The sequence below is a fragment of the Micromonospora sagamiensis genome (assembly GCF_014680085.1).
GTDB classification, from domain to species: Bacteria; Actinomycetota; Actinomycetes; order Mycobacteriales; family Micromonosporaceae; genus Micromonospora; species Micromonospora inyonensis.
This window is the reverse complement of record NZ_AP023438.1, coordinates 5,590,109-5,606,967: the sequence shown is the minus strand read 5'-3', so window position 1 is coordinate 5,606,967 and position 16,859 is coordinate 5,590,109. Positions and strand designations below refer to the sequence as shown.

Genomic DNA, 16,859 nt, shown 5'->3' with positions numbered 1-16,859 from the left:
GGCGCCGATAGCGTGCCGGTCATGGTGCGATGGCGGACGGGGACGGTCACGGCACTGCGACGCCGGTGGCACGGCGCGACGGAACTCGACGTGGTCCTGCCCGACGGGGCCACCATGCGGGCACTGGCCTACCCGGAACTGGTCGGCGAACCCGCGCCCGGCGACCGGGTGCTGCTCAACGCCGGAGCACTGCTGATGGGGCTCGGCACCGGCGGGTACGCGCTCGTCGTCGCCCTGCCCGACCGGCTGCCCGAGGACCCGCCGCAGGCCGCCACCCGCGACGCCGGGCACCTGGTCAAGGCCCGGTACACCCCGCTGCAACCGATCCTGCTCGGCGTCGACGAGGAGGCCTCCCCGCACCACGCGCTGCTCGCCGACGCCGACGACCTGGCCGGCATGCCGGTGGTCACCGCCGACCTGCACTCCGCGCTGCCGGCGATCCTGGCCGGTGTGCACGCCGACGCCCCCGACTGCCGCGTCGCCTACCTGCTCACCGACGGCGGCGCGTTGCCCGCCTGGTTCTCCCGCACCCTCGGCGGGCTGCGCGGGCACCTCGCCGGCACGGTCAGCGTCGGGCAGGCCTTCGGCGGCGACCTGGAGGCCAGCACCCTGCACACCGGGCTGCTGGCCGCCCGGCACGTCCTGCACGCCGACGTCGCCGTGGTCGCCCAGGGCCCGGGGAACCTCGGCACCGGCACCCGGTGGGGCTACTCCGGGGTGGCGGTCGGCGAGGCGGTCAACGCGGTCGCCGTCCTCGGCGGGCGGCCGGTCGGCTCCCTGCGGATCTCCGACGCCGACCCGCGCCCCCGGCACCGGGGCGTGTCCCACCACAGCCTCACCGCGTACGGGCGGGTCGCGCTCGCCCCGGCGGACCTGGTCGTCCCGGACGGCCTCGCCCCCGCCCTGGCCGCCGAGGTGGACACGGCGCTCGCGCCGCTGGCCGCGCGGCACCGGATCGTCCCGGTCGACACCGACGGGTTGGACGCCGCGCTGCGGGCCAGCGTCGTGCCGCTGTCGACGATGGGACGCGGACTGGACGCCGACCACGCGTACTTCCTGGCCGCCGCCGCAGCCGGCCGGCACGCCGCCCGCCTCGCCAGCTGACCCGCGGTACGGGCGCGTCGACCGCGTCCGGTCCCCACGCCGGACGGCTGGTCGCCGCAGGGGAACGGGCCGAGCGGCGGGTCGCCGCAGGGCAACAGGCCGGGTGGCGGGTCGCCGCAGGGCAACGGGCCGGACGGCGGGGCGGCTCAGGCCAGGAACACCAGGGCCAGCCAGCCGCCCACCAGCGCCACCAGGGCGAGAGTGAGCAACCAGGTCGGCACGGTGTACTCGCCGCGCCGATTCCGCGCGATCTCGTCACGGATCTTCTGCCGGCGCCGCTCGGCCCAGTTCAGGCGCTCGCGATCCGGCGGTGAGGAGTTGACCATAACCGGGCAAGCGTACCGGGGTGTCCGACGTGAGGGCCGGGCACCGGGCCGCACCCGCCGGAAGCTGGTACGGCCCGGGACACCCGTCCGGTCACATGCTCGCGATCAGCCGCTCCACCCGCTCGTCGTACGCGCGGAACGGGTCCTTGCAGAGCACCGTGCGCTGCGCCTGGTCGTTGAGCTTCAGGTGCACCCAGTCGACGGTGAAGTCCCGCCGCTTCTCCTGGGCATGGCGGATGAACTCGCCGCGCAGCCGGGCCCGCGTGGTCTGCGGCGGCGTCTCCTTCGCCTCGAAGATCTCCGGGTCGGTGGTCACCCGGTCGACCTGCCCCCGCCGCTCCAGCAGGGCGTAGAGGCCACGGCCACGGCGCAGGTCGTGGTACGCCAGGTCCATCTGCGCGACCCGCGGGTGCGACAGCGGCAGGTCGTGCTTGCGCTGGTACCGCTCGATCAGCCGGAGCTTCGTCACCCAGTCGATCTCCCGGGAGACGGGCTCCAGGTCACCGGTCTCCACCGCGTGCAACACCCGGCCCCACAACTCCACCACCCGCTTGGCGGTCTGGTCGCCGCCACGCCGCTCGACGAACTCCGTCGCCTTGGCGAGGTACTCCTGCTGGATCTCCAGGGCACTGATCTCCTTGCCGGAGGAGAGCCGTACCTTGCGCCGGCCGGTGATGTCGTGCGACACCTCGCGGATCGCCCGGATCGGGTTCTCCAGTGTGAGGTCCCGCATCACCACCCCGGCCTCGATCATCCGCAGCACGATGTCCGCCGAGCCGACCTTCAGCAGGGTCGTGACCTCGTTCATGTTCGAGTCACCGACGATCACGTGCAGCCGGCGGTACCGCTCGGCGTCGGCGTGCGGCTCGTCCCGGGTGTTGATGATCGGCCGACTCCGGGTGGTCGCCGACGAGACCCCCTCCCAGATGTGCTCGGCCCGCTGGGACAGGCAGTAGACCGCCCCGCGCGGAGTCTGGAGCACCTTCCCCGCCCCGCAGATCAGCTGCCGGGTGACCAGGAACGGGATCAGCACATCGGCGAGCCGCCCGAACTCGCCGTGCCGGGAGACCAGGTAGTTCTCGTGGCAGCCGTAGGAATTGCCGGCCGAGTCGGTGTTGTTCTTGAACAGGTAGATCTCGCCCGCGATGCCCTCGTCGTGCAGCCGCTTCTCCGCGTCGACCAGCAGACCCTCCAGGATCCGCTCGCCGGCCCGGTCGTGGGCGACCAGGTCGACCACCGAGTCGCACTCCGGCGTGGCGTACTCCGGGTGCGAACCGACATCGAGGTAGAGACGGGCACCGTTGCGAAGGAAGACGTTGCTCGACCGGCCCCACGACACCACCCGGCGGAAGAGGTAACGCGCGACCTCGTCAGGGGAGAGCCGCCGCTGGCCCCGGTACGTACAGGTGACGCCGTACTCGGTCTCGATACCGAAGATTCGCCGCTCCATGATGAGACATTAGCCCCCCGCGGCCCGGATTGGGCAGCGCTCGACGGCGGCGTTGTCGCACCCGGTCGTCGGGCCGCCACCATCCGCGCCGGTCACCGCCTCTCCGGTCACCCAGTCGGGACCGTCCGGGCCCGCCGGACGACGGTCGCGCGTAGAGTTGGCCAGCCGTGAGGATCCTCGTCACCGGCGGTGCCGGCTTCATCGGTTCGGCCTACGTACGGCGCCTGCTGCGAGGCACCGAACCGGAGGTCACCCCGACCGTCCTGACCGTCCTGGACAGCTTCACCTACGCCGGTACGCGGGGCGCGCTCGCCGCCGTCCGCACCGACCCCCGGCTGCGGGTGGTGCACGGCGACGTCCGGGACGCGGACCTCGTCGACGCCACCGTGGCCGGGCACGACCTGGTCGTGCACTTCGCCGCCGAGTCCCACGTGGACCGTTCCATCGTCGGGGCCGCCCCCTTCGTCAGCACCAACGTGCTCGGCACCCAGACCCTGCTCGACGCGGCGCTGCGGCACCGGGTCGACCGGTTCGTGCAGGTCTCCACCGACGAGGTCTACGGGTCCCTCGACACCGGCTCGTGGACCGAGACCGCACCGCTGGACCCGTCGTCGCCCTACTCCGCCTCCAAGGCGGCGGCGGACCTGCTGGCGCTGGCGTACCACCGCACCCATGGCCTGGACGTGGTGGTCACCCGCGGCTCGAACACCTACGGCCCGTACCAGCACCCGGAGAAGCTGATCCCGCTCTTCGTCACCAACCTCGTCGACGGACAGCCGGTGCCGCTCTACGGCGACGGCCGGAACGTCCGCGACTGGGTGCACGTCGACGACCACTGCCACGGCATCGTCCTGGCGCACCGGCACGGCCGCCCCGGGCGGATCTACCACCTCGCCGGCGGCACCGAACTGACCAACCGGGAACTCACCGGTCGGATCCTCACCGCCTGCGGGGCCGGCTGGGACCGGGTGCGCCAGGTCGCGGACCGCAAGGGCCACGACCTGCGCTACTCGCTCGACACCGCACGCAGCCGCCAGGAACTGGGGTACGCCCCCCGGGTCGACCTGACGGCCGGGCTGACCGCCACCATCGACTGGTACCGCTCGAACCGGGCCTGGTGGCGGCCCTTGAAGCACCGCCCCTGAGCGGACGTCGACACCGCACGCGGATCCGTCCCGCCCGGGACGGGCCGACCGCACGTGCGGGCCGGCAGCCGTCCGGTCAGCCTCTCGGCGACCCGGCCGGCTGCCGACCGTGGGCTACCTACGCCTCGGCCGAGCCGGTCGACTCCCCCGCAGCGGCCTCCGGGGCCTGCCCCTCCAGGTCAGCCGAACCGGCCGAGGTGGTCGGCTTCCCCGCCGGGGCCGACGGCGGCTTCGGCGTCTCCGCACGCGCCGACCCGGCCGGCTCCTCGCCACCGTCGAGCAGCGCGGTCAGCGCGGCCCCGGTGATCCGGCGGAAGGTCCGCCCGACCCGGCTGCGGTCCAGCACCGCCACCTCGAGCTGGTTCGCGGCGATGGTCCGTGCCGCGCCACCCTCGCCACCGACGGTGCCGAGCGCCTTCACCGCGATCTTGACCCCCTCGGCGAGCGACATGTCCGGCCGGTGCTCCGACTTGAGCACACCGGAGATCGCCTCGGCCTGGCCACCCATCGCCATCCGGCCGGGCTCGTCGTTCACCGATCCGTCGTAGGTGAGTCGGTAGAGCTCGTCCTGCTCGGCGGTGGCCCCGACCTCCGCCACGCAGATCTCCACCTCGAACGGCTTCGACTGCTCGGTGAAGATCGCGCCGAGGGTCTGGGCGAAGGCGTTCGCCAGGGCCCGGCCGGTCACGTCCCGCCGGTCGTAGCTGAGGCCGTTCAGGTCGGCCATCCGCACCCCGGCGCGCCGCAGGTTCTCGAACTCGTTGTACCGGCCGACCGCGGCGAAGCCGATCCGGTCGTAGATCTCACTGACCTTGTGCAGGGCGCTGGAGATGTTCTCCGCGACGAAGAGCACCCCGCCCGCATAGCTCAGGACCACCGCGCTGCGGCCCCGGGCGATGCCCTTACGGGCCAGCTCGGAACGGTCGCGCATGATCTGCTCGGGCGAGGCGTAGAACTGCATGGCCACGACGGCGGTTCTCCTTCAGGCGCTGTGCTGACGGCTTCTGGTTACTGCTGACGTGCCGGGGTCAGCCGCCCGGGTTCTCCATCCGGCCCGCCACGACGCTCTCCGCGAGGGCGGCGGTCTCCTCCGCGGTGAGCCGGTGCGTCCCCTCGGCCGTCGCGGTCATCACCACCGGGTAGATCCGGCGGGTCAGGTCCGGGCCACCGGTGGCGGTGTCGTCGTCGGCCGCGTCGTAGAGCGCCTCCACCGCGAGCCGGGTCGCGTCGGCGATGGAGAGACCGGGGCGGAACCGCTTCTTCAGGGCGGAGCGGGCGAAGATCGAACCCGAGCCGATGGCGTCGTACCCGGTCTCCTCGTAGGGGCCGCCGGTGACGTCGAAGCTGAAGATCCGACCGGCGCGGGCGGGATCCGGCGCGGCCAGGTCGAATCCGGCGAAGAGCGGGATCACCGCGAGACCCTGCATGGCCGCGCCCAGGTTGCCGCGGATCATCGCGGCGAGCCGGTTGGCCTTGCCGTCGAGCGAGAGCATCGCGCCCTCGATCTTCTCGTAGTGCTCCAGCTCCACCTGGAACAGTCGCATCAGCTCGATGCCGATGCCCGCGGTGCCGGCGATGCCCACCAACGAGTACGCGTCGGCCGGGTGCACCTTCTCGATGTCCCGTTGGGCGATCAGGTTGCCCATGGTGGCCCGCCGGTCGCCGGCCATCACCACGCCACCCTCGGCCGTGATGGCCACGATGGTCGTCGCGTGCGGCGCCAGGTCGGCGGCCATGCCCGGCGGCAGCGGCCGTCGACCGGGAAGCAGCTCCGGTGCCACCCGACTCAGGAACTGGGTGAAGGAGGACGTCCCCGCGTTGGTGAACACATCTGGTAGACGCCCGGATGGATCAAAACCCGCTGCCACGTGGTTCCTCTCAGGTACGTGATCGCCCCGGCCAGCCGTGACTGGTCGTCACGGAACTGACCAAGACCACCGTTGCAGTTGAAGCAGAGTATCCCGCGTACCCACCCGTTGCGGTGATCGTGGTCCACATGTTGCGGCTCGGAGGCACCGCAGATCGCACAGACCCCGCCCTGCTCGGCCAGAAGCTCGTCGAACTCCTTCTGCCCGATGCCGTACCGCCGCCGCAGGTGGTACTCGCGCGTCCCGCCGTAGAGCCGCTGTGCCGTCTCCTTACCGCGTGCGTTGTGGCACGGCTTGCAGTAGCTGTGCCGGCCACTGGCCTTGGTGGAGGTGGTGGGAAAGTCGTCCAGCGGCTTGATCTGCTCGCAGTCCGGACACCACTTCAGCCCGTCGCCCACCGGCGTCGACGACCTCCGCTGCGGCGCGATGCCGCGCTTACGACGACTCGCCTCCGACCGGGCCGCCGCACACGCCTTGCAGTAGAAGCCGAGGCCGTCGGCCCGACGGCGATTCCGGTGGAACTCGGTGAGAGGTAGCACCCGCCGGCACTGCGGGCACGGCTTGTCCGTCGCGCTCGGCGAATCGGACATATGCCCTATTCTCCGCCTTTCTGGACATAGCCCCTCACGAATTCCTCGGCGTTCTCCTCGAGGACGGAGTCGATCTCGTCGAGCAGGTCGTCGACGTCCTCGGTGATCTCGGCGTGCCGCTCGGCGACCTCCGGGTTGGCCTCGGTGGTGACGTCCTCGATCTCCTCGCCCTGGCGCCCCTTGCCCGACTGGGACTGACCGCCGCTGTCACGAGTAGCCATGTGGTGCCTCCTCCACGATCGCTTGCCAGAAACTTACCTCGCGGGAGCGACGAAAACCGGCCACGCGACCGGCTTTCGTCACCGACCGCCGACTCAGCCGCCGGTCAACGTCTCCAGCAGGTCCTTCGCGCTCTCGCAGCGGTCGAAGAGTTCGCCGACGTGTCGCCGCGTACCCCGCTCGGGCTCCATCATCGGCACCCGCACCAGCGACTCCCGACCGATGTCGAAGATCACCGAGTCCCAGCTCGCCGCGACCACCTCGGAGGGGTACTCGGCCAGGCAGCGTCCCCGGAAGTAGGCCCGGGTGTCCTCCGGCGGCTCGGTCATCGCCGTACGGGTCTCCTCGTCGGTCAGCAGCGTCTTCATCGCGCCACGGGACACCAGCCGGTGGTACAGGCCCTTCTCCGGGCGCACGTCGGAGTACTGGAGGTCGACCAGCTGGAGCTTGTGCGAGCCCCAGCCGAGCTTCTCCCGCTCCCGGTAACCCTCCAGCAGCCGCAGCTTCGCCACCCAGTCCAGCTCGTCGGCGCAGAGCATGACGTCGCGGCCCAGCCGGTCCAGCACGCTCTCCCAACGGGCCAGCACGTCGAGGGTCTGGGCATCGGCGTCGGTGCCGTACCGATCGTCCACGAAGGACCGCACCCGCTCGTAGTACGCCCACTGAAGGTCCAGGGCGGTCAGCCGGCGGCCGTCGCGCAGCCGCATCCGGTGGGTCAGGGACGGGTCGTGGCTGACCGCGCGCAGCTCGCTGACCGGGTCGGCGATGCCCAGGTCCGGGCCGAGGGCCTTCTCCTCGATCATGGTCAGGATCAGGGCGGTGGTGCCGACCTTGAGGTAGGTGGAGATCTCCGAGAGGTTGGCGTCGCCGATGATGACGTGCAGCCGGCGGTACTTGTCGGCGTCGGCGTGCGGCTCGTCCCGGGTGTTGATGATGGGCCGCTTCAGGGTGGTCTCCAGCCCCACCTCGACCTCGAAGAAGTCGGCCCGCTGGGAGATCTGGAAACCGCTCTGCCCGCCGTCCTGGCCGATGCCGACCCGGCCCGCGCCGCAGACGATCTGCCGGGTGACGAAGAACGGCGTCAGGTACGCCACGATGTCGGCGAAGGGCGTCTGCCGGCGCATGAGGTAGTTCTCGTGCGCGCCGTAGCTGGCGCCCTTGTTGTCGGTGTTGTTCTTGTAGAGGTGGATCGGGTGGGTGCCGGGGATGGTGGCCGCCCGGCGGGCCGCCTCGGCCATCACCCGCTCTCCCGCCTTGTCCCAGCGCACCACGTCACGCGGGTTGGTCACCTCGGGGGTGGAGTACTCGGGGTGGGCGTGGTCGACGTAGAGGCGGGCGCCGTTGGTCAGGATGACGTTGGCCAGGCCCAGGTCCTCGTCGGCGAGCGCCTCCGCCGGGTCGTAGGCGGCGCCGGAGTAGGTGAAGCCGCGGGCGTCGCGCAGCGGCGACTCCTCCTCGTAGTCCCAACGCGCCCGGCCGCCCCGGTTGAGCTCCGGGCGTGCTCCGTAGGCGTTGACCACCTGCGACGAGGTGACCATCGGGTTGGCCCCGGCCTGACCGGGAACGGAGATCCCGTACTCGACCTCGGTGCCCATGATCCGTCGTACGCTCATCGACCTACCCGCTTCGCTCGCCAACGTGCTCCGGTGTCACGTTGAGCGTAGTCCGCGTCACCCGGGAAGTGGGCGTGGCGCTTCGCCGGGTTGCGGCGTGGTCGATCTTTCCCGAGCGTCGGCCGGGAACAGCGGGAGCCCGCGGCGTGTCGCGCCGCGGGCTCCCCTGGTCGGTCAGAGGTACTGGCCGGTGTTGCTGGCGGTCTCGATGGACCGGCCGGACTCGGTGCCCTTGCCCCCGGAGACGAGCGTACGGATGTAGACGATCCGCTCGCCCTTCTTGCCGGAGATCCGGGCCCAGTCGTCCGGGTTGGTGGTGTTGGGGAGGTCCTCGTTCTCGCGGAACTCGTCGACGCAGGCGTCGAGGAGGTGCTGGAGCCGGAGCCCCTTGCGCCCGGAGGTGAGGAACTCCTTGATGGCCATCTTCTTGCCCCGGTCGACGATGTTCTGGATCATCGCGCCGGAGTTGAAGTCCTTGAAGTAGAGGACTTCCTTGTCGCCGTTGGCGTAGGTGACCTCGAGGAAGCGGTTCTCCTCGGTCTCCGAGTACATCCGCAGCACGACCGCGTCGATCATGGCCGCGACGGTCGCCTGGGGATCACCGCCGTGCTCGGCCAGGTCGTCCGGGTGCAGCGGCAGCCCGGAGAGGATGTACTTGGAGAAGATGTCCTTGGCCGCCTCGGCGTCCGGACGCTCGATCTTGATCTTCACGTCGAGCCGGCCGGGCCGCAGGATGGCCGGGTCGATCATGTCCTCCCGGTTGGAGGCGCCGATCACGATGACGTTCTCCAGCCCCTCGACGCCGTCGATCTCGCTGAGCAGCTGGGGAACGATGGTGTTCTCCACGTCGGAGGAGACACCGGAGCCCCGGGTCCGGAAGATCGAGTCCATCTCGTCGAAGAACACGATCACCGGGGTGCCCTCGCCGGCCTTCTCCCGCGCCCGCTGGAAGATCAGCCGGATGTGCCGCTCGGTCTCGCCGACGTACTTGTTGAGCAGCTCGGGGCCCTTGATGTTGAGGAAGAAGCTGGTGTGCCGCTCCTTGCCCTCCCGCTCGGCGATCTTCTTCGCCAGCGAGTTGGCCACCGCCTTGGCGATCAGCGTCTTTCCGCAGCCCGGCGGGCCGTAGAGCAGGATGCCCTTCGGCGGACGGAGCTGGTGCTCACGGAACAGGTCGGCGTGCAGGAAGGGCAGTTCCACCGCGTCGCGGATCTGCTCGATCTGCGACTGGAGACCCCCGATGTCGGTGTAGCCGACGTCGGGCACCTCCTCGAGGACCAGTTCCTCGACCTCACTCTTCGGGATCCGCTCGTACGCGTACGCCGAACGGGGCTCGATCATGAGTGAGTCACCGGCCCGGATCGACGAACCGATCAGGGTGTCCGCGAGGTGCACGATCCGCTCTTCGTCGGAGTGCGAGACCACCAGCGCCCGGTCACCCGGCTCGCCGGCGGGGCCCGCCAGCACCTCCTTGAGCATCACGACCTCGCCGACCCGCTCGTAGCCGAACGCGTCGACGATGTTCAACGCGTCGTTGAGCAGGACCTCCTGGCCGCGGCGGAGTTCGTCCGCGTCCAGTGAGGGTGAGACGGCCACCCGGAGCTTGCGACCGCCGGTGAAGATGTCCACCGTGCCGTCGTCGTGCCGGGCCAGGAAGACACCGTAACCGCTGGGCGGCTGCGCCAGCCGGTCGATCTCCTCCTTGAGCGTCACGATCTGCGCGCGAGCCTCCTTGAGGGTGCTCACGAGCCGTTCGTTGTTCTCGGTCAGCCGCGCCAACTGTGCCTGGGTGGCCGCCAGGCGCTCTTCGAGCTGCCGGACGTGTCGGGGGCTCTCGGTCAACTTGCGCCGCACCAGAGCGAGTTCCTCTTGGAGAAACGCGACCTGCGTGGAGAGATCGTGGGCCTCCTTCTCCCACCGTGCGGCGCGCGAATCCGCGTCGTCGCTGCGTGCCACGTCCCACCTCCCCGGGGGGCTTGAACGTTCTGCCCTAACACTAGCCGCTATGAGCCCGATTCGGTCCCACGCAACGCCCTGAACCTTGATCGCCGGGGACGCGGACGAGGTCGGTGGCGGACGTTCGGGTACCGTCGGGGACGGGAGCACGAGCGTGGGGGTGCAGCGATGGCGGAGGTCGCGACCGACCAGTTGCAGGTCTGGGTGGACCAGGACCTGTGTACGGGCGACGGGCTCTGCGTGCAGTACGCACCGGAGGTCTTCGAGTTCGACGTCGACGGCCTGGCGTACGTCAAGGGCATCGACGGCGAGCTGCGGATGGCTCCGGGCGCCCGCGTGGACGTCCCCGCCCACCTGCGCCTCGAGGTGATCGACTCGGCGAACGAGTGCCCTGGCGAGTGCATCCACGTCGTCCGGGACGACGGTGTCGAGGTGGCCGGCCCGGACGCCGACTGACCGGGTCCGGTCGTCGACCGACCGGACCGGCCGTCGAGCCGTTCTCCAGCGGGCCGCGAGTCGGCCTCCGCCGCCCCGCGAGTCGGGGTCAGAGGACCGGACGACCGACCACCGAGGCGACGAGCCGGGCGAACTCCTCCAGGCGGGCGATCTGCCCCGCCCCGCCGTCGTCGAGCGTCTTGCCGAACCGCAGCGCGTCGTGCCGGGGTGCCCCCACCACCTCGTCGCCGGGCGGCGCCTCGTCCATCGAGGTCAGCAGCAGGTAGACGTCGATGCTGTCGACCCGGATCTCGCCGTTGTCGGAGCGGGTGAGACGACGACGGCAGCCGACCTCGGTGACCGTGGAGACCGGCACCACCCGCAGGGACGAGGTCATCGAACCGGGCGGGCCCTCCCCCGGTGGGACGTCCTCGCCGTGCCACAGGATCAGCCGGCTGCCGTCGCAGACGACGACCTCCTGCCACACCCCGTTGACCTCGTTCACGAAGCGTTCCAGGGTGAAGCCCAGCACCGACGCGCCCCGCAGCACCCCGCCGAGCGCGTCCAGCGCCACGTCGGGGTCACGCAGGTAGGCACGCGCCGCCGATTCGAGATCCTGGTACGGCGACCAGTCCGGGAAGACCGCGGGCAGGTCACCGCCGCCGATGCCCGGCCGGCTCATCCCACCGCCTCCCACCGCTCGGGGTTCCCGTCCGCCGTCACGGGGCGTCCGTCTCCTCGCCGGGGACACCGTCCGGGTCGGCCGTCCGGGTCGACGCCAGTCGCGCCGCCTCGGCGTCGCGCAGCAGCTGCCGGCGCTGGACGTACGCCTCGGTGCCCTTGCTGGGCTTGCGTCGCCGGGGCGGCGCGGTGACGCCGGGGGCGAGCTTGCGGGCGGAGACCAGGAACGCGGTGTGCGCGATCATCCGGTGGTCGGGCCGGACGGCGAGCCCTTCGGCGTGCCAGTCGCGCACCAGCGACTCCCAGGCCCGTGGCTCGGTCCAGCCGCCGCGCTCGCGCAGCGCCTCGACCAGTTCGGAGAGCTGCGGGGTGGTGGCCACGTACCCGATCAGGACCCCGCCGGGGACGAGGGCCCGCTCGACCATGTCGAGCATCTCCCACGGGGCGAGCATGTCCAGGATGATCCGGTCGAAGCCGGTCTCCGGGCAGTCGGCGACGTCGCCGACGTGCAGCCGCCACGCCGGGTGCGGACCGTTGAAGAACGCCTCGACGTTGCGGCGGGCGATCTGGGCGAAGTCGTCGCGCATCTCGTAGGAGTGCAGCTCTCCCCCGGTGCCCACGGCCCGCAGCAGCGAGCAGCTCAGCGCGCCGGAACCCGCGCCGGCCTCGAGGACCTTCGCGCCGGGGAAGATGTCGCCCATCGCGACGATCTGCGCCGAGTCCTTCGGGTAGATGACCTGCGCGCCGCGCGGCATGGAGAGCACGTAGTCCGACAGCAGCGGACGCAGGGCGAGGAAGGCGGTGCCGCCGCCGGAGGTGGTCACCACGCTGCCGTCGGGCAGTCCGATCAGCGCGTCGTGTTCGAGGATGCCCCGGTGGGTGTGGAAGGCCTTGCCGGGTTCCAGGGTGACCGTGTGCATGCGCCCCTTCGGGTCGGTGAGCTGGACCCGGTCACCGGGGCGGAAGGGCCCGCGGTGCACGGGGGGCAGCGCCGGCGGGTCGACGGGCGCCGGGGTGCCGTGCTCGGCCGGGAGTGCGGTGGGGTGTGCGGTCACGTGTTCATCTTCCGTTTGGGTTCCAGGAGCTGCGCCAGATCCGCGATGTGCAGAACGCCGACGACATCTTCGCCTGACGTCACGACGTACTGTGCGCCCGGGTGGGTCTGCACGGCCTCCACCACGCGTTCTCCGTCGAGACCGACCGGCAGGGCGGGCACCGTGGCCAGTGACCGGGCCACCTCGTCGACCGCCAGCCAGGGTCGCCGCTCGGGTGGCACCGCCGCGACACGGGCCGGGTCGACCAGGGCGACCGGACGGCCGGCGGGGTCGGTGACGGCGAGCGCGGCGTCCGGCGGCCCGTTCTCGGTCCGACGGCGCTGCGCCTCGGCCAGCGGGGTGCCGCTGGGCACCCCGAGCAGCGGGCGGGCCAACCGGGACAGGTCGATCAGCGGGAACCGACGGCTCATCCGGGCGATCCGGATCGACTGGCCGGCACCCCGCCAGAGGGTCGCGGCGACCAGCAGCACCAGCGGCAGCGCCAGCGGTGCCAGCACGTCCCGCACGGTCAGCAGGGTGACCAGCGCCGCGGTGCCCAGGGCGACCGCCCGCCCGACCCAGCCGGCGATCTCGGTGGCGAGGTGCCGGTCGCGGGTGGCCGACCAGATCGCCGCCCGCAGCGCCCGCCCACCGTCGAGCGGCAGGCCGGGCAGGACGTTGAAGATCGCGACGACGACGTTGCTCACCGCGAGCTGGAAGGCGAGCTGGTGGAGCAGGGTACGGTCCGGCAGGGCGAGGGTGGCGGCCACGGCGGCGACGCCGAGCACCGCCGAGACCGCCGGGCCGGCGAGGGAGATCAGCAGGTCGACCCGGGGCGTCGGGGCGTCCCGTTCCATCTCGGTGTACCCGCCGAGCAGTTCCAGGGTGATCCCCCGCACGCCGATGCCGTACCGCCGGGCGGTCAGGGCGTGTCCGAGTTCGTGCAGCAGCACCGAGCCGAGCAGGGAGACCACGAATCCGACGCCGATGAGGTAGCCGGCGAGCGGGGAGAGGCCGAGCTGGCGGCGGGCGAACACCGCGTACAGGACCGTGACCAGCAGGGCCAGCAGGACCATCGACGTGTTGAGGTGCAGCGGCACCCCGAACACCCGGCCCACGGCCAGGCCGGGACGCCGGGCGGGCCGCCGCGGGCGGGGCTTCTCCTCCATCGGGTCGATGCTACGGACCCGGGCTGTACGTCTGCCCGGGTCGGTCCGGCGCGGCGTCGCCGCCGGCGCTTCGCCACCTCCCCACGTCGGAGCGGCGGGGGTGCCGGTGTCACACCGGTGCCCTAACCTTCCTGGGCATGACGGCGGAACCGGTGACAACGCAGCAGCAGACGGCTCCGGCGCAGGTGCCGCCGACGGTCCGGGCGTCGTTGTCGCCGTCCCGGGCGGCCGACTTCAAGACCTGCCCGCTGCTCTACCGCTTCCGCAGCATCGACCGGCTGCCGGAGCGCCCGTCGGTGGAGCAGGTCCGGGGCACGCTGGTGCACGCGGTGCTGGAGCGGCTGTTCGACCTGCCGGCCGCCGGCCGGACCCCGACCGCCGCCGGTGACCTGGTGGCCCCGCAGTGGGACCGGTTGGTCACCGAGCAGCCGGAGCTGGCCGGTCTCTTCCCCGGCGACGATCCGGCGGCTGTGGCCGAGTTCCTCCGCTCCGCCACCGCCCTGCTGGACGGCTACTTCACCGTCGAGGATCCGCGCCGGCTGGAGCCGGCCGAGCGGGAGAGCCTGATCTCCGCAGTGGTGGACGACGAGTTGCTGATCCGGGGCTACCTCGACCGGCTCGACGTGGCGCCGGACGGCGCGCTGCGGGTGGTCGACTACAAGACCGGTGGCGCGCCGCGCGAGGCGTTCGAGGCCCGGGCGCTGTTCCAGCTCAAGTTCTACGCCCTGGTGCTCTGGCGGACCCGGGGGGTGGTGCCTCGGGTGCTGCGCCTGCTCTACCTGCGCGACGCCGAGGTCTGCGACTACACCCCGGACGCCGAGGAGCTGGAGCGGTTCGAACGCACGGTGGTGGCCCTGTGGCGGGCGATCGAGCAGGCCACCGAGCGGCGGGACTTCCGGCCGAGGCCCAGCCGGCTCTGCGACTGGTGCAGTCACCAGGCGCACTGCCCCACCTTCGGCGGGACGCCGCCGCCCTTCCCGGAGTCGGCCGCGAGCGCCGACCCGCTGCGGGACGCCCGCTCCCGGCCGGCCCCGCCGCCCGGGGCGGACGAGTGAGAGGACGAGCCGTCCTCCTCCACGAGGATGAGGCAGGGTTCACCGTCGGCGACGACCCCCGCGTCCCGGCGGCGGCTAGCGTCGTGGTGTGACCGAGCTCCCCCACTGGCTGCGTCAGCGCCCGCTCACCGCGGATGTGCTGTTCGCCGTCGGCCTGGTGCTGTTGGAGGTCGTGTTCACGCTGCTCACGCCCCGGGAGTTCTGGCCCCGGCAACTGCCGGTGGCGATCGGCTGGAGCGTGCTCTGCGTCGCGCCGGTGGCGGTCCGCCGGATGGCGCCCTGGCTGGCGGTCGGTGCCGCGGTGCTGACCCTGCTCCTGCCGGCACTCCTCGGGTACGCCCCGGCCGCGCAGAGCATCACGTTCGTGGTGCTGACGTACACGATGGCGGCGAACCGTACGATCCGGCCGGCGGTCCTGGCCGCGCTGGCGCTCTGGCTGCCGGTCGCGGCGGTCAACGTGCTCTGGCCGCCGACGGGCGTGTTCGAGGTGAACCCCGCCTCCCTGGTGCTGAACAACCTGCTGGTGGGCCTGGTGTCGTTCTCGGTGGGCCGGGCGGTGCACGCCCGCCGGGCCTCCACCGAGGCGCTCCGGGAGCGGGCCCGGGTGGCGGAGGCGAACCAGCGGTCCCTGGCCGAGCAGGCGGTCGCCGACGAGCGGCGACGCATCGCCCGGGAGCTGCACGACGTGGTGGCCCACCACGTCAGCGTGATGGGGGTGCTCGCCACGGGCGCCCGTCGGGTGCTGCGCCGCGACCCGGACGCCGCCGACGAGGCCATCGCCACCATCGAGGACACCAGCCGGGCCACCCTGCGGGAGATGCGGCGGCTGCTGGACGTGCTGCGCACCGACGAGCCGGCCGCCGAACTGGCCCCGCAGCCCGGCCTGGCCGGCATCGAGTCGCTGGTCGAGCAGGTACGCGAGGCGGGACTGCCGGTGACGCTGACCGTGGAGGGCACCCCCGGCCCGCTGGAGGAGGGGGTGACCCTGACCGTCTACCGGATCGTGCAGGAGGCGCTGACCAACGCGCTCAAGCACGCCGGCCCGGCCACCGCGCAGGTCGCCCTGACCTTCGGCGACGTGTCGCTGGACGTGGAGATCACCGACACCGGCCGGGGCCCCGGGCGTGACGCACCCGACCGGATCGGACACGGGTTGGTCGGTATGCGCGAACGGGTCGGCCTCTACGGTGGGGTTCTGCGCACCGGCCGGCGTCCCGGCGGCGGTTACCGGGTCAGCGCGACGTTACCGATGGACCAGCTCGCCCCCGGCAGGGGCGTGGGCACCCGGCGCGGCAGGAGTGTGGCATGACCGAGGGTACGACGCGGCCGGTGCGGGTGCTGCTCGCCGACGACCAGCCGCTGCTGCGTACCGGCTTCCGGATGGTGCTGGGGGCGGAGGACGACCTGGACATCGTCGCCGAGGCCGGTGACGGTGTCGAGGCGGTGGACCTGTCCCGCCGGCTCCTGCCGGACGTGGTGCTGATGGACATCCGGATGCCCCGGATGGACGGGGTGGCGGCGACCCGCGCGATCGTCGACGCACGGCTGCCGGTGCGGGTGCTGATCCTGACCACCTTCGACCTCGACGAGTACGTGGTGGGGGCGTTGCGCGCCGGGGCCAGCGGTTTCCTCGCCAAGGACGTGCCGGCCGAGGATCTGGTCACCGCGATCCGGACGGTCGCGGCGGGCGAGGCGGTGGTGGCGCCCCGGATCCTCAAGCGGCTGCTGGACCGCTTCGCCGACCTGCTGCCCGACCCGTCGTCCACGCCACCGAAGGCGCTGGGCTCGCTGACCGACCGGGAACGGGAGGTGCTGGTGCAGGTCGCCCGGGGCCTGTCCAACGCCGAGATCGCGCGGGCGTTGTCGGTCAGCGAGACGACGATCAAGACCCATGTCGGGCACGTCCTGACCAAGCTCGGCCTGCGGGACCGGGTGCAGGCGGTGGTGCTGGCGTACGAGTCGGGGCTGGTCCGTCCCCGGGGCTGACCCTCACCGACCCGCTCTCCCGGTTTGCCCGGGTCACGTAGCGTGACGCACGGGAACGGCCCGTTGCGTCGTCTGTCCCGGACGTGACGTCGGCACCCGCCGCCGGCCACGGCCCGGGCGGCGTGACTCAGGGCTGACCCCGAGGACGGATGGGGGCCCACCCGCAGCCGAAAATCCGTTCCTGTTCCGCCTCCGGGCGGACGGATCGGCTCGGCCGGGCACCGAGGA

At 72.0% G+C, this 16,859-nt stretch carries 17 protein-coding genes; 6 read left to right on the top strand and 11 right to left on the bottom strand.

What is annotated here, in order from left to right; all coding sequences use genetic code 11:
* The first annotated feature begins 21 nt into the window (after positions 1-21).
* Entirely contained in the window at positions 22-1,104 is a 1,083-nt protein-coding gene (locus IGA62_RS24750; protein ID WP_145818633.1) for a DUF3866 family protein, read from the top strand.
* Between the two features lie 146 nt (positions 1,105-1,250).
* On the opposite strand, the gene IGA62_RS24745 is transcribed toward IGA62_RS24750, so the two are convergent.
* Together IGA62_RS24745 and pafA are read right to left on the bottom strand one after the other, a co-directional pair.
* Entirely contained in the window at positions 1,251-1,430 is a 180-nt protein-coding gene (locus IGA62_RS24745; protein ID WP_145818634.1) for a hypothetical protein, read from the bottom strand.
* A 91-nt stretch (positions 1,431-1,521) separates the two neighbouring features.
* Positions 1,522-2,880: a Pup--protein ligase gene (gene pafA, locus IGA62_RS24740; protein ID WP_145818635.1), complete on the bottom strand. Its 1,359-nt coding sequence runs from the start codon at positions 2,878-2,880 to the stop codon at positions 1,522-1,524.
* 167 nt (positions 2,881-3,047) lie between these two features.
* Here pafA and rfbB point away from each other — a divergent pair, with 167 nt between their 5' ends.
* Positions 3,048-4,025: a dTDP-glucose 4,6-dehydratase gene (gene rfbB, locus IGA62_RS24735; protein WP_145818636.1), complete on the top strand. Its 978-nt coding sequence runs from the start codon at positions 3,048-3,050 to the stop codon at positions 4,023-4,025.
* 118 nt (positions 4,026-4,143) lie between these two features.
* Here the strand turns inward: rfbB and prcA are convergent, their stop codons facing one another.
* From prcA to arc, 6 genes are all read right to left on the bottom strand, one after another.
* Positions 4,144-4,992: a proteasome subunit alpha gene (gene prcA / locus IGA62_RS24730; RefSeq protein ID WP_145818637.1), complete on the bottom strand. Its 849-nt coding sequence runs from the start codon at positions 4,990-4,992 to the stop codon at positions 4,144-4,146.
* Between the two features lie 61 nt (positions 4,993-5,053).
* The gene (gene prcB, locus IGA62_RS24725) at positions 5,054-5,893 is read right to left on the bottom strand and encodes a proteasome subunit beta (RefSeq protein WP_145818638.1); all 840 of its coding nucleotides are present in this window, start codon (positions 5,891-5,893) and stop codon (positions 5,054-5,056) included.
* Positions 5,812-6,483: an endonuclease VII domain-containing protein gene (locus IGA62_RS24720; protein WP_145818639.1), complete on the bottom strand. Its 672-nt coding sequence runs from the start codon at positions 6,481-6,483 to the stop codon at positions 5,812-5,814. Before IGA62_RS24720 ends, prcB begins: the two co-directional genes overlap by 82 nt.
* A 5-nt stretch (positions 6,484-6,488) precedes the next feature.
* Complete coding sequence (locus tag IGA62_RS24715; RefSeq protein ID WP_145818640.1) at positions 6,489-6,704, bottom strand: ubiquitin-like protein Pup; 216 nt, start codon at positions 6,702-6,704, stop codon at positions 6,489-6,491.
* A 93-nt stretch (positions 6,705-6,797) separates the two neighbouring features.
* Positions 6,798-8,315, bottom strand: a complete 1,518-nt coding sequence (gene dop / locus IGA62_RS24710; RefSeq protein ID WP_145818641.1) for a depupylase/deamidase Dop — start codon at positions 8,313-8,315, stop codon at positions 6,798-6,800.
* Between the two features lie 174 nt (positions 8,316-8,489).
* Positions 8,490-10,271, bottom strand: a complete 1,782-nt coding sequence (arc, locus tag IGA62_RS24705; protein ID WP_145818642.1) for a proteasome ATPase — start codon at positions 10,269-10,271, stop codon at positions 8,490-8,492.
* 168 nt (positions 10,272-10,439) lie between these two features.
* Between arc and IGA62_RS24700 the strand changes: the two genes are divergently transcribed.
* The gene (locus tag IGA62_RS24700; RefSeq protein ID WP_145818643.1) at positions 10,440-10,727 is read left to right on the top strand and encodes a ferredoxin; all 288 of its coding nucleotides are present in this window, start codon (positions 10,440-10,442) and stop codon (positions 10,725-10,727) included.
* An 88-nt stretch (positions 10,728-10,815) separates the two neighbouring features.
* Here IGA62_RS24700 and IGA62_RS24695 read toward each other — a convergent pair whose 3' ends face one another.
* The 3 genes from IGA62_RS24695 to IGA62_RS24685 are packed head-to-tail and all read right to left on the bottom strand — an operon-like array spanning position 10,816 to position 13,590.
* Complete coding sequence (locus IGA62_RS24695) at positions 10,816-11,388, bottom strand: hypothetical protein (RefSeq protein ID WP_091462484.1); 573 nt, start codon at positions 11,386-11,388, stop codon at positions 10,816-10,818.
* Positions 11,389-11,425: 37 nt separating this feature from the next.
* Positions 11,426-12,442 (bottom strand): tRNA (adenine-N1)-methyltransferase, encoded by a 1,017-nt coding sequence (locus tag IGA62_RS24690; RefSeq protein ID WP_145818644.1) that lies wholly within the window; start codon positions 12,440-12,442, stop codon positions 11,426-11,428.
* Positions 12,439-13,590 carry a M50 family metallopeptidase gene (locus tag IGA62_RS24685; protein ID WP_145818645.1) on the bottom strand — a complete coding sequence of 384 codons (1,152 nt, stop codon included), beginning with the start codon at positions 13,588-13,590 and terminating at the stop codon, positions 12,439-12,441. Before IGA62_RS24685 ends, IGA62_RS24690 begins: the two co-directional genes overlap by 4 nt.
* A gap of 137 nt (positions 13,591-13,727) precedes the next feature.
* On the opposite strand from IGA62_RS24685, the gene IGA62_RS24680 reads away from it, so the two are divergent.
* The 3 genes from IGA62_RS24680 (at position 13,728) to IGA62_RS24670 (ending at position 16,631) form a co-directional block, all read left to right on the top strand.
* Entirely contained in the window at positions 13,728-14,645 is a 918-nt protein-coding gene (locus tag IGA62_RS24680) for a RecB family exonuclease (protein ID WP_091462486.1), read from the top strand.
* 88 nt (positions 14,646-14,733) lie between these two features.
* The gene (locus IGA62_RS30660; RefSeq protein WP_145818646.1) at positions 14,734-15,954 is read left to right on the top strand and encodes a sensor histidine kinase; all 1,221 of its coding nucleotides are present in this window, start codon (positions 14,734-14,736) and stop codon (positions 15,952-15,954) included.
* Entirely contained in the window at positions 15,951-16,631 is a 681-nt protein-coding gene (locus IGA62_RS24670; RefSeq protein WP_145818647.1) for a response regulator, read from the top strand. Before IGA62_RS30660 ends, IGA62_RS24670 begins: the two co-directional genes overlap by 4 nt.
* Positions 16,632-16,859 lie beyond the last annotated feature (228 nt).

Bases quoted from the DNA above. Each gene is read 5' to 3' on its own strand.
- IGA62_RS24745 (WP_145818634.1), bottom strand. From the start codon at position 1,430: ATGGTCAACTCCTCACCGCCGGATCGCGAGCGCCTGAACTGGGCCGAG.
- IGA62_RS24720 (WP_145818639.1), bottom strand. From the start codon at position 6,483: ATGTCCGATTCGCCGAGCGCGACGGACAAGCCGTGCCCGCAGTGCCGG.
- IGA62_RS24685 (WP_145818645.1), bottom strand. From the start codon at position 13,590: ATGGAGGAGAAGCCCCGCCCGCGGCGGCCCGCCCGGCGTCCCGGCCTG.
- IGA62_RS24750 (WP_145818633.1), top strand. From the start codon at position 22: ATGGTGCGATGGCGGACGGGGACGGTCACGGCACTGCGACGCCGGTGG.
- IGA62_RS24715 (WP_145818640.1), bottom strand. From the start codon at position 6,704: ATGGCTACTCGTGACAGCGGCGGTCAGTCCCAGTCGGGCAAGGGGCGC.
- IGA62_RS24695 (WP_091462484.1), bottom strand. From the start codon at position 11,388: ATGAGCCGGCCGGGCATCGGCGGCGGTGACCTGCCCGCGGTCTTCCCG.
- IGA62_RS24700 (WP_145818643.1), top strand. From the start codon at position 10,440: ATGGCGGAGGTCGCGACCGACCAGTTGCAGGTCTGGGTGGACCAGGAC.
- IGA62_RS24680 (WP_091462486.1), top strand. From the start codon at position 13,728: ATGACGGCGGAACCGGTGACAACGCAGCAGCAGACGGCTCCGGCGCAG.
- IGA62_RS24670 (WP_145818647.1), top strand. From the start codon at position 15,951: ATGACCGAGGGTACGACGCGGCCGGTGCGGGTGCTGCTCGCCGACGAC.
- pafA (WP_145818635.1), bottom strand. From the start codon at position 2,880: ATGGAGCGGCGAATCTTCGGTATCGAGACCGAGTACGGCGTCACCTGT.
- dop (WP_145818641.1), bottom strand. From the start codon at position 8,315: ATGAGCGTACGACGGATCATGGGCACCGAGGTCGAGTACGGGATCTCC.